Below are 11,964 nucleotides of genomic sequence, written 5' to 3'. Positions count from 1 at the left end.
TCATAGCGCCTCTGTGTGTCAAGCAGCAGTGTTTAGGGCCTGCTGGTGGTCGTGCAGAATTCGCCGGTAGAGGACGTTGGAGAGGCGTCGTTTGAGTGCTCTGCGGGCTTCGCGGGGTGTTTTTCCTTCGCCGGTTTTCTTCAGGTAGTAATCCCGCCCTGGTCCCGGGTCGCGGCTTTGACAGATTGCCATGGTGTGCAGCACTGAGTTGAGCTGCCGGTTGCCGCCGGTGTTCAGTCTGTGGCGGTTCTGATTGCCGCTTGAGGCTTGCAGGGGCGCCGTTCCTGTGTAGCTGGCGAAGTGTGAGGCGCTCGGGAACCTGGTGATGTCGCCGACATGGCCGAGAAGCTTTGCCGCGAGCACGACGCCAACTCCCGGGATCTCCTGCAAGGTCGTGGCGGATGCTGCCAGGGCTTCACGGGTTTGTGCTTCGTTGCCTTTGATGGCTGTGTCGATGCGCCGCAGGTCAGCCAGCAGGTCCCGGGCGAGTTCGCGTCGGACGGCATCGGTGGCTGTTGCCGGCCGGACAATACGCAGCGCGGCGGCCGCCTTGTCAGCATTGAGGCCGGTCTCGACGCCGCCGGGTACCAGTTCACGCAGGAGCCGGTGCAGGCGGTTCAGTATCCGGGCGCGCTCGTGGCCAAGGTCTTCGCGGCGCTCGGCCAACAATCGCAGAATCGTGCTCTGGTTTTCGGCCGTAACCGTCCGCAGATTCTCCTGCCGAAGTGCAGTGACGGCAACGGCGAAGGCATCGGCCGGGTCACTCTTTCGGCCACCGCCGGTGGAAAGAACTCTGACCTTCATGGCCAACGTCGAGGGGACATCGACCACGGACTCCCCGCGGGCCACAAGGATCTGGGCAATTCCGCGTCCGAGCCCGTTGGCGCCCTCAATCGCGAATCTCCGTTCAGGCCATTGCTCGGCCCAACCCAACAGTTGCTTGGCAGTGCCGGCATTGACCACGAAGCGCCGCACCGCGAGTTGGCAACCTAAGGAATCGATGGCTGAGGCAGTAACGGAGGATTTATGTGGATCGATGCCGATAACAATCATGTCCAGGGTTTCCTTTCGCCGATTTCGGTGATGGATCACCCGTGGCGGGCACCCTGACTTGAAGTGTTTGCATGCCTCTGTCGAGCCACGCCCCGGGCGGGCGTCAGCGGCGCGGCACGCTATGAGTGAGCCAACCCGAACGATAGGGGCGGCAAGGAGCTTGCGGACCTGTGCCGGCTGACACCCTGGACGCTACAAGACTGCAGATCTTGCGGCGTCCCACCCCTAATGGAACAAGTCAGGAGCCTGATTCGACCAGTCCCATTACCGTTTTGTCTGCCCACCTGGCCCGCGCCCGATCAATCAGCATTCGACGCGACTGAGGGGCATTTCAATCTTGGCAAACGAAGCAATCAAAGTCATCGCGGGTATCGACACCCACGCTGACACACACCATGTGGCCGTGATCAACGAACACGGCAAACCCCTCGTGGACAGGGAATTCCTGGCCGTGGGCTCCGGATACCGGAAAATCATGGACTTCATCATCAGCTATTGCACGGTCACCGCCGTCGGTGTCGAAGGAACCGGCTCCTACGGCGCCGAACTCGCCAGGACCCACCGGGCCGCCGGGCTGCCAGTGTTGGAGGTGAACCGCCCGAACCGGGCCGCACGCCGGCTGAAGGGGAAGTCTGATCCGCTCGACGCCTACGAAGCCGCAAAATCGGTACTCGACGGGCGGACAACGTCGGTCCCGAAAGCCAAGGACGGCCCCGTTGAATGCCTGCGAATCCTGCGCACTGGGCGTGCCTCCGCGCTGAAAGCCCGTACCGCAGCAATCAACCAGATCAAAGGCCTCCTCGTTTCAGCCCCGGACAAACTCCGGGCAAACTACCGCGCAATGACCACGTCCGCGCTGATCCCAGCCCTGCAGCGCACGAGACCTTCGGGACACACGGCCGACCAGGAATACGTGACCCTCCTGACCCTGAAAGCCCTCGCCACGCGCTGCCAGTCACTGGCCGCGGAGATCACCGCGGCGGACGCTGCGCTCCAGGAAATCCTCGACGCCTACGCCCCGCTGCTTTGCGACCTGCCCGGCGTCGGCACGGACGTGGCCAGCCAGCTGCTGGTCACAGTCGGGGATAATCCGGACCGGTTGGGAAACGAGGCCCAGTTCGCTTCCCTCGTGGGGGTCGCCCCGGTGCCGGCATCATCAGGCAAGACAACGCGCCACCGGCTCAGCAGGGGCGGGGACCGCAACGCCAATCACGCCCTCTATCAAGTGGTCCTGGTCCGCATGGCATCGTGCCAAAGGACCAAGAACTACATGGCAAAACGCACCGCGGAAGGCAAGAGCAAACGAGAGATCATGCGCTGCCTCAAACGCTACGCAGCCCGGGAAATCTACCGCCAAATCACCAACCCCCAACCAGCCCAGACAACTCCGACCTACGCCGGGTACGCACCACGCTCGGCTGCACCATCACAACCGCAGCCCGCGAACTTGGCCAATGGCCCTCCAGAATTTCCCTCCTGGAACGGGGCCTCCTCCGCAATGACATTCTGGCCACGAGCTACCGCCAGTGGCTGACCGAGCAAGCATCAGCAATCCCCATTTGATGAGTGGGCCGACCAGCCAGCTGAAGGGCCTCGCACCGCAGAAGGGCGCCGCAGGCACCTGCCTTTGTTTTGCTGATGAGTGTCAAGGCTTAAGCACTCTGTCCTACGTCCGCGCGTCCCGCTGCCTGTCTGGCCGTGAGCGAGACAGCGCGCTCCAAGAATTCGTTCCCGGCTTGCTGCGACTGCGGGGACATGGAGCGATGCCCTACTTGTTCTCGTGAGGGCTAGGTTAGGCGTATGGGTGAATCTTTGAATGAACCGCCGCCTACCGACTCCGATTTCGGGGCGGGGGCACGAATGAGTTTGCGCAGCGAGCTCGACGCCACCCAGCATTCTGCAGTCGACGAGCATTGGGCTGGAGGGGTCCAGCCGCAATACGGGGTGGCGCCAAGGATCAGAATCGGACAGAACAAATGGTTCAACCTTCTCTGGCTGATTCCGATCGGGCTGCTGCTGCTGATCGTCGGTGTGGCAGTCGCCCAGGGCATCCGTGAACTGCCTACCGTTCAGGCATTCATGCAGCGTTATCCCGGCGAGTCTCAGCTGCTGCCCGGTGCTCCGGTTGGATTTCCCGCGTGGGTCGGCTGGCAGCACTTCCTCAACATGTTCTTTATGATCTTCATCATCCGGTCCGGAATAACGATCCTCGCGGACCATCCGCGGCTCTATTGGACTCGCCACGCGACGCCGGGCAAGGACTGGCTCCGGGTGCAGAAACCCGTGCCCGCGACCCCGCTCTACACCGCGAAGCAGGACTCCATCACACTGCCAGACGGCGTCGGCCTGCCTGGGCGGCGGCACTCGATCGGTCTGGCCCGCTGGTGGCATCTGGGCATCGATACCCTGTGGCTGGCGAACGGTCTGGTGTTCTACGTCCTGCTGTTCACCACCGGCCAATGGATGCGGTTGGTTCCGCTGCGGTGGGATATTTTTCCAAACGCCGTTTCGGTCGCGATCCAGTACCTCTCTCTGCAGTGGCCGACCGAGAGCGGGTGGAACAACTACAACAGCCTGCAACTGCTCGCATACTTCATCACGGTGTTCATCGCCCCGCCTGTAGCGCTCCTGACCGGGATGGGCATGTCCCCGGCGCTGTCCACCCGGTTCCGTTGGGTGAACCGATTCTTCAGCATCCAGGTCGCCCGGTCCCTGCACTTTCTCGTGCTGTGCTGGTTCCTCCTCTTCATCGTCATCCATGTCACTCTTGTGGTCACCACCGGCGCCCTGCGCAATCTCAACCACATGTACGCGTCCCAGAACACCTCATCCTGGACCGGGTTCTGGATCTTCGCGGCCTCGATGGTCGTGATCATCCTCGGGTGGGTCGCCGCGACACCGTTCACGTATCGCCATCCGAGGGCTGTGCAACGCGTGGGGTTCGCACTCGTAGGACCCGCACAGCGATTGCTCGAGCACGTCGACTCGAAGCCCGGCGAGTACACAGAGAAGGACATCTCGCCCTATTTCTGGCACAACGGCAACTACCCCGACAGCGCAAACTACAAGCAACTCCAGGCGAACGGCTTCGTCGATTACAAGCTCGCTGTCGGCGGCCTCGTCGAGAACCCGGTCGAGTTGTCCCTCGACAAACTCAGGGCACTTCCTTACCATGAGCAGATCACGCAGCATTTCTGCATCCAAGGCTGGTCCGGTGTGGCCAAATGGGGCGGGGTCTCCATGCAGACAATCCTGGACATCGTCCGCCCAAAGCCCGAAGCGAAATGGGTGGTCTTCTACTCGTTCGCCAACGGCCCGGAGGGCGGTCTGTACTATGACGCTCACGCGATCGGGCAGATGAGCTACCACCTGACGATGCTCGCCTACGACATGAATGGTGCACCCTTGTCCTTCGGCCACGGTGCACCGCTGCGCCTTCGGAACGAAGTCGAGCTCGGATTCAAAATGGTGAAGTGGATCCAGGCGATCGAGTTCGTTGAAAGTTTCGCTGGGATCGGAGGCGGCCTGGGCGGTTACAACAACGACCACGAGTTCTTCGGCTACCGACAATCCATATGACGGAAGCGACACTCTTAGTCCATTCCGTCGCCAGGAGGCCGGGGCTGATCGGGCGCGCGATGGTTATGGCCGCGGCGGATCGCACACACGGCGCAGGCTATAAAGGCATCCCGCCGAACCCCCGGCGAAGGCAAGCTTCACTTCAATGGAAGGGCACACCCACGATCCCGATGGTGGCCTCCAGAGGATTTCTCTGCGGACTGGACCTGAGGCCAGAACAGCTACCAGCTTCAGCCAGCGTACGCGAGCCCGCTACGTCTGATTTGACGACTATAGGAGCATCGTCGTAGGCATTCCTGCCGGTTTAGCGCTGCAGGCCAAAGCAAAATGCCCGGCGCCATCCCCGCCGTTGCAGGGAGTGCGCCGGGCATCTCAGCCGCTAACCGGGCTGGAATGCACGCTGGCCGTTATGCCACGTTGTTTTCGTAGTCCACGTCCCGGGTTTCGCGGCTGAGGAACAGCGCGATGAGCGTGAGCACGGCCATTACGGTCAGGTAGACGCCCACCAGCACCGGGCTGCCCTTGGCGAATTCCCACAGTGCGACGGCGATGAACGGGGCCACGGCCGCACCAAGGATGCTGGAGAAGTTGTAGCTGATGGCCGATCCGGTGTAGCGGACGTTCGTGGGGAACAGTTCCGGCAGCAGCGCACCCATGGGCCCGAAGGTCAGGCCCATGAGGGAGAAGCCGATGATCAGCAGGGCCATGGTGCCCGCAAAGCCGCCGCTGAACAGCGGGACGAACAGCAGGCCGAAGACGAAGATGCCTGCGGTGACGGCAATCAGCATCTTGCGTCGGCCGTACTTTTCGGCCAGGGGTCCCGAGACCAGGGTGAAGATGCCAAAGAAAACGACGCCGGCAATCAGCATCCAGAGGAAGTCGTTGCGGGTGTAGCCCAGGCCGGGGACGAATGCGGCGGCTGCGGCCTCGCTCATGGGTTTGCCGGCCTTCTCCGCGGCGGCCTTGGCAGCTTCAACGCTGGCGGGCTTGGTGCCGTAGGTCAGGGTGAAGGTGGTCATCAGGTAGAAGAGCACATAGGTGGCCAGCATGATGAAGGTGCCCAGGATCAGCTGGCGCCAGCTGGTCTTGAAGACGCGGCCCAAAGGCAGCTTGGCCACCTCGTTGGATTCCACCACCTTGGTGAAGGCGGGCGTCTCGATGAGCTTGAGGCGCACGTAGAGGCCGATGATCACCATGATGGCACTGAGCAGGAACGGCACGCGCCAGCCCCAGGCCTGGAAGGCCGCCGGCGTCAGGGTGTAGCTCGCCACGAGGAAGATGATGTTGGCGATGATGAAGCCGATGGGTGCCCCGAGCTGGGGGAAGGTGCCGTAGATGGCGCGCTTGTTGGCCGGGGCGTTCTCGGTGGCGAGCAGCGCGGCACCGCTCCATTCACCGCCGAGGGCGAGGCCCTGGGCGAAGCGCATCACGACGAGCAGGGCGGGAGCCCAGAATTCCCAGCCTTCCACCTTCGCGGTGGGCAGGCAGCCGATGAGGAAGGTGGCGATACCCATGGTCAGCAGCGAAGCCACCAACGTGCCCTTGCGGCCGAATTTGTCGCCGAAGTGGCCAAAGACGATCGAGCCGAGCGGGCGGGCGATGAAGGCCACGCCGAAAACGGCAAAGGAGCTCAGCAGCTGGGTGGTTTCATTCGCGCTGGGGAAGAAGAGCTGCGGGAAGACCAGCACGGCGGCGGTGGCGTAGACGTAGAAGTCGTAGAACTCCACGGTGGTGCCGATCAGGCTCGCGACGATGACGCGGCCGCGGGAGTTCACCGGCTGGTGCGAACCAGGCACCTTGGTGGTATCGGTGGATGACATAGGTAAGCGCTTTCGTGAGACCGGCCGGGTGCCGACAGGGCTGCCTCCCGGCTCGAATAGTTAGAGTTCGATCTTACTTGGCCACGTCCAGTCAATGGACGAAACGTCCACAATCCGGACCTGTGTTGTGCGTCCCACATTCCGGTCATCCAGCAGGCCTCACGCCGGCGCTGCAGGCCGGATAGGCAAAAGTCACAGCGCGGAAACAAAGATCGCCCGTCCTCGAAACGCACCGTACCTACCGTGGAGGAACAACATCCCCCCGAAGGAGGCAACCCGTGACTGTTGACCGCACCGTCGATGCCGGCGTACAGCCCGGCCCTACCCGTGCCACAGAAGCCCCTGCCCTTGAGTTCCGCCCCGGCCGCTGGATCGCCAACTGGGATGCCGAGAACAAGGAGCAGTGGGAGAACGGCGGCCGCGCCATCGCCCGCCGGAACCTGAACTGGTCCATCTTCGCCGAGTTCCTCGGCTTCGTGGTGTGGCAGCTGTGGTCCATCGTGGTGGTCCAGCTTCCCGCCGCCGGCTTCACCTTCTCCACCTCGGAGATCTTCTGGCTGATCTCCATGCCGAGCCTGGTGGGCGCCACCCTCCGCATTCCCTACACCTTCATGGTCCCGCGCTTCGGCGGCCGGAACTGGACCATCGTGTCCGCCCTCCTGCTCCTGATCCCCTCCACCGGGCTGGCCCTGTGCGTCTCCAACCCGGAAACGCCGTTCGGTGTCATGCTCCTCGTGGCTGCCCTGGCAGGTTTCGGCGGCGGCAACTTCGCCAGCTCCATGGCGAACATCACCTTCTTCTACCCGGCCAGGGAAAAAGGCTGGGCACTGGGCCTGAACGCTGCTGGCGGAAACCTGGGCGCCGCCGTCGCCCAGCTTGCCGTGCCCATCGTCATCACCCTGCTGGCCGCCGGCACCGTCAACCTTCCCATGGCCGGCTGGATGTGGGTTCCACTCATCCTGCTCGCCGCGTTCGGCGCCTTCAAATACATGAACAACCTCACCAGCGCCAAGGGTGACGTGGCCGGCTCGGTGGCGGCGCTCAAGGAACCTCACCTGTGGATCATGGCACTGCTGTACATCGGAACGTTCGGCTCCTTCATCGGTTTCGCCGGGGTCTTCCCCAAGCTCATCAAGGACTACTTCCCGGCGTTCTCCTCCATCGCCGTCGGAACCGTGGCCCTGTCCCTGGCGTTCCTCGGCCCCTTGGTCGGTTCGCTGGCCCGCCCCTATGGCGGACGCATGGCGGACCGCATGGGCGGGGCCCGGATGACCGTGGCAGCCTTCGCCTCCATGGCCGTGATCACGCTGACCATGATCTGGACGCTTCCCTTGAAGAACTTCGTGCTCTTCCTGGTCCTCTTCCTGCTGCTCTTCACCGCCAGCGGCTTCGGCAACGGCGCCACGTACCGGATGATCCCGGTCATCTTCGCCACCTCCAGCCGCGCCGCCCGAAAGGGCGCCAGCACCGTGGCCACCCAGCGCCTGGCCTCGTCGGCCCTCGGCCTCATCTCCGCAATCGGCGCCTACGGCGGCTTCGTGATCCCGCAGGTCCTGAATGCCTCCAGTGCCTCCAGCGGCTCCTACACCCCGGCCTTCTACGGATTCGTCGGCGCGTACGTCCTGATGCTGCTGGTCTGCTGGACCTGCTACATCCGCAACGCCGGCCGGAACGCGATGGGACACGTCTAACATGACCACAAGCGCCGACACGCACTGCCCCTACTGCGCCCTGCAGTGCGCCATGACGCTCACGTCCCCCGCGGACCTGGCCNCCAGGTCCCGCACCTGCTGCACCCGAGGCCCGCGCCGCCCTGGAAGCACCGCTTGGTGTCCAGGGACGGGACTTCCCCACCAACCGCGGCGGCCTGTGCCGCAAAGGCTGGACCTCCCCCGCACTCCTGAACCACGCCGGCAGAATCACCGAGCCGCTGCTGAAGGGCGCCGACGGCGTCCACCGCCCCATCGGCTGGGACCAGGCCCTGGACCTGGCGGCCACGGCAGTCAAGGATGCCCGCGCACGCTACGGTCCTGACGCCGTCGGGGTGTTCGGCGGCGGCGGCCTCACCAATGAGAAGGCGTACCAACTGGGCAAGTTTGCCCGCCTGGCCCTGGGCACCTCCCGCATCGACTACAACGGCAGGTTCTGCATGTCCTCTGCCGCCGCCGCCGGGATGCGCGCCTTCGGCGTAGACCGTGGCCTGCCGTTCCCGCTGGAAGCCCTGGACACCGCCAGCACCATCCTGATGCTTGGCTCCAACGTCGCCGAGACCATGCCGCCGTTCGTGCAGCACCTCCAGGGCGCCCGCGACGCCGGCGGCCTGGTCGTGGTGGATCCGCGCCGCTCCGCAACGGCAGCCTTCACTGCCGACGGCGGCGGCCTCCACCTCCAGCCCCTTCCCGGCACGGACCTCGCGCTCCTGCTGGGCCTCTCCCACGTGGTCATCCACGAAAACCTGGTGGACACCGCCTTCATCCAAGAACGCACCTCGGGCTACAGCGCCGTAGTCCGCAGCGTCAACTCTTTCTGGCCCGAACGCGTCCAGTCCCTCACCGGCGTCCCGGCGGACCTGATCCGGGAAACAGCCCGCCTGCTTGCCGCCGGGGCCCGGAAGGGCGGCAGCTACATCCTCACCGGCCGCGGCGTGGAACAGCACGTGGACGGCACGGACACGGCCACCGCGGCCATCAACCTCAGCCTCCTCCTGGGCCTGCCGGGTTCGGCGCGCAGCGGGTACGGAACCCTCACCGGCCAGGGCAATGGCCAGGGCGGCCGCGAGCACGGCCAGAAGGCGGACCAACTCCCCGGCTACCGCAAGATCACCGACCCCGCCGCCCGCGCGCACGTTGCGGCGGTCTGGGGCGTGCCGGAGGAGATGATCCCTGGCCCGGGCCTGCCTGCGGTCCAGTTGCTGAAGTCGCTGGGACAGCCCGACGGCGTCCGGTGCCTTTTCGTGCATGCCTCCAACATTGCCGTGGCGGCACCCGACGCCAATGCCGTCATCGCGGGCCTGCGGAGCCTGGACTTCCTGGTGGTGTGCGACTTCTTCATGTCGGAGACCGCCGCGGAAGCGGACCTCATCCTCCCCGTGCTGCAGTGGGCCGAAGAGGAGGGCACGCTGACCAACCTGGAGGGACGCGTCCTGCGCCGCCGCCGCGCCATCTCCCCTCCCGCAGGTGCCCGCAGCGAACTGTGGATCATGGCCCGCCTCGCGGAGCGGCTGGAGGCCCCGTCCACCTACAGCGAGGACCCGGAGACGGTCTTCGAGGAACTGCGGCGCGCCTCGGCGGGTGGCCTGGCCGACTACTCCGGCATCGACTACGCCATGCTGGACCGCGGCGAGGCCGCCTACTGGCCGTACCCGGCGGGCAGCACCGGCACGCCGCGGCTGTTCCGGGACGGCTTCGCGCACCCCGATGGCAAGGCGCTGCTGGTCCCGGTGGCGCCGCGCCGCCGTCGTACTCCGGACGCCGGCCCCGGCCCCGAAGGCAAGACCATGAACCTCATCACCGGCCGCCTCCTGGAGCATTACCAGTCCGGCGCCCAGACCCGGCGGGTGGCCGAACTCCTCGCGGCCCAGCCGGAGGCAAAGGCACAACTCCACCCGGCTGCAGCGGAGGCCATGGGCATCGCCGCAGGCTCCCTGGTGTCGGTGGCCAACGGACGCGGTGAAGTGATGTGCCGGGCTGAGCTCAGCACTGCCATCCGCCCCGAGACCGTCTTCCTGCCGTTCCACTTTCCGGGCTCCGAAAGCGCCAACCGGCTGACGGAAGCAGCCACGGACCCCGTATCCGGGATGCCCGAGTTCAAACTGAACACTGTGTGGGTCCGGCCCGTGCCGGCGCCCGATTCCGCCCGCATTCTGCAAACGACGGAGGCCAAATGAGCGAGCAGATTGTCATTGTGGGATTCGGTCCCGTAGCCGCCAGGCTGGTGGACGAACTCCTGCCCGCCGTACGCAGCGGCGACGTCCGCCTGGCCGTGGTGGGCGAGGAACCTGAAGCCGCCTATAACAGGGTCCTGGTGGCGGACCTCGGCGTGGGCCGGACCACCGCAGATGCGCTGGCCCTCTCCGATGCCGCCGCGCTGGTGGCTGAGGGCGTGGACGTCCGCCTGGGCGTCCGTGTCCGTCGCGTGGACCGCGCCCGGCAGCAGGTGCTCCTGTCCGGCGGCGATTCTGTCCACTACGACCGGCTGGTGTTCGCCACCGGGTCCCGGCCGGTCATCCCCAACCTGACGGGCATCAACCCGGACCCCACCTCCCCGGTCCTGCCGGCGGGCGTGACGGCCCTGCGCGACCTTCGCGATGCTGACGTGCTCAGGCGGGCGGTGGACGGCGGGAAGCGCGTCGTGGTGCTGGGCGGCGGCGTCCTGGGCCTGGAAACAGCCCTCGCCGCGGCAGAGGAGGGCGCCACGGTGACGGTGGTGCACAACGGCCCGCACCCGCTGGGACGCAACATCGACCGTGGCGGCGGAGCTGTACTGGCTGCAGGGCTGCGCCGCTGCGGCGTGCGGATGGCTGGAAACGCGCGCTCCACAGGGGTTGAGCACAACGGGCCCGACGGCGGATTCTCGGCTTTGCTGCTTGATGACGGTTCGGCGATCGACGGGGACCTCCTGGTCATCTCGTGCGGCGTCCGTCCCCGGACGGAACTGGCCGAAGGCTGCGGGCTTTCCACCGCTGCAGGCATCCTGGTGGACCACCGGCTCCGCGCGCACCATGAGCCGCATATCTTCGCCATTGGGGACTGCGCCGAGGTGCGCTGCCCGGACCCGGACTGCGCCGCCTGCCGCAACGCCAAGGGCCCATCCGGCCTGGTTGGCCCGGGCTGGCGCCAGGCTGAATGGCTGGCGGAGTACCTGACCCTTCTGGCCGCCGGCGCCGTCGTCGACGCCGAAGTCCTGCCCGAAATGCAGGCGGAACAGCCCGGCGTGATCGTCCTGAAGGCGCGCGGCCTGAACATGGCAGTGGCCGGCGACAACTCCGCCGATCCGTGGGACGAGGACGCCCTTACGTCGGGCGCCGCGCAGGGCAGGCCGCGGCTGCAGGTGGCCCAGTGGGCCGATCCCGAACATGGCCGGTACGTCAAGATGACCACGCGCGGCGGCGTCCTGGAAGGCCTGGTGGCCGTGGGCATGCCCCGCACCGCCGCGGAACTGGTGGGACTGTTCGAACGGGGCGCCGAGCTGCCGGCCGACCGGTCGCTGCTGCTGCGCCTGGACGGGCCGGACCAGCCGCAGGCTGCGGGCCCTGCCGATCCCGCCGGCACCGTGTGCCGGTGTGCCGGGGTCAGCGGTTCCACCATCACCGCTGCCGTGGCCGACGGCTGCTCCTCCGTTCCGGAGGTGTCCAGGGCGACCCGCGCCGGCACCGGCTGCGGCGGCTGCCACGAGGACATCAAGGGCATCATCGAGCGCCACTTCCAGGCCGTCGCGGCAGCCTGACCCCCCATCACAACCTGACCAGAGGCGGAAGGCCCAAGCAGATGCTGTGCAGCGGTCCAGCCTCCCG

Annotated in this window: 6 protein-coding genes and 1 pseudogene; 5 read left to right on the top strand and 2 right to left on the bottom strand. The window is 65.9% G+C overall.

Annotated elements, in window-relative coordinates:
• Nucleotides 1–18: 18 nt before the first annotated feature.
• Nucleotides 19–1,053, bottom strand: coding sequence for an IS110 family transposase (locus ACTJK0_RS05055; RefSeq protein ID WP_440744473.1), 1,035 nt, complete (start codon nt 1,051–1,053; stop codon nt 19–21).
• 337 nt (nt 1,054–1,390) lie between these two features.
• Here ACTJK0_RS05055 and ACTJK0_RS05050 point away from each other — a divergent pair, with 337 nt between their 5' ends.
• A complete protein-coding gene (locus ACTJK0_RS05050; RefSeq protein ID WP_440744472.1) occupies nt 1,391–2,587 on the top strand; it encodes an IS110 family transposase in 1,197 nt (398 codons plus the stop codon).
• Between the two features lie 266 nt (nt 2,588–2,853).
• A complete protein-coding gene (locus ACTJK0_RS05045; RefSeq protein WP_220034386.1) occupies nt 2,854–4,632 on the top strand; it encodes a molybdopterin-dependent oxidoreductase in 1,779 nt (592 codons plus the stop codon).
• Between the two features lie 407 nt (nt 4,633–5,039).
• Here the strand turns inward: ACTJK0_RS05045 and ACTJK0_RS05040 are convergent, their stop codons facing one another.
• On the bottom strand, nt 5,040–6,452 hold the full coding sequence (locus ACTJK0_RS05040; protein ID WP_110542859.1) for an MFS transporter: 1,413 nt from the start codon (nt 6,450–6,452) through the stop codon (nt 5,040–5,042).
• 278 nt (nt 6,453–6,730) lie between these two features.
• Here ACTJK0_RS05040 and ACTJK0_RS05035 point away from each other — a divergent pair, with 278 nt between their 5' ends.
• The 3 genes and pseudogenes from ACTJK0_RS05035 (at nt 6,731) to ACTJK0_RS05025 (ending at nt 11,897) form a co-directional block, all read left to right on the top strand.
• Entirely contained in the window at nt 6,731–8,143 is a 1,413-nt protein-coding gene (locus ACTJK0_RS05035) for an MFS transporter (protein WP_110542858.1), read from the top strand.
• A 1-nt stretch (nt 8,144) separates the two neighbouring features.
• A pseudogene (locus ACTJK0_RS05030) lies at nt 8,145–10,338 on the top strand (molybdopterin oxidoreductase family protein).
• The gene (locus tag ACTJK0_RS05025) at nt 10,335–11,897 is read left to right on the top strand and encodes an FAD-dependent oxidoreductase (protein ID WP_440744471.1); all 1,563 of its coding nucleotides are present in this window, start codon (nt 10,335–10,337) and stop codon (nt 11,895–11,897) included. The pseudogene ACTJK0_RS05030 and the gene ACTJK0_RS05025 overlap by 4 nt, the downstream one beginning before the upstream one ends.
• Nucleotides 11,898–11,964 lie beyond the last annotated feature (67 nt).

It is taken from the genome of Paenarthrobacter sp. 22069 (assembly GCF_052046035.1).
Classification (GTDB): domain Bacteria; phylum Actinomycetota; class Actinomycetes; order Actinomycetales; family Micrococcaceae; genus Arthrobacter.
The sequence above is the reverse complement of the archived record's forward strand: the minus strand, read 5'-3'. Positions and strand labels throughout refer to the sequence as shown.

Excerpts from the sequence above, each read along its gene's own strand:
- ACTJK0_RS05045 (WP_220034386.1), top strand. The coding sequence starts at position 2,854 with ATGGGTGAATCTTTGAATGAACCGCCGCCTACCGACTCCGATTTCGGG.
- ACTJK0_RS05040 (WP_110542859.1), bottom strand. The coding sequence starts at position 6,452 with ATGTCATCCACCGATACCACCAAGGTGCCTGGTTCGCACCAGCCGGTG.
- ACTJK0_RS05025 (WP_440744471.1), top strand. The coding sequence starts at position 10,335 with ATGAGCGAGCAGATTGTCATTGTGGGATTCGGTCCCGTAGCCGCCAGG.
- ACTJK0_RS05055 (WP_440744473.1), bottom strand. The coding sequence starts at position 1,053 with ATGATTGTTATCGGCATCGATCCACATAAATCCTCCGTTACTGCCTCA.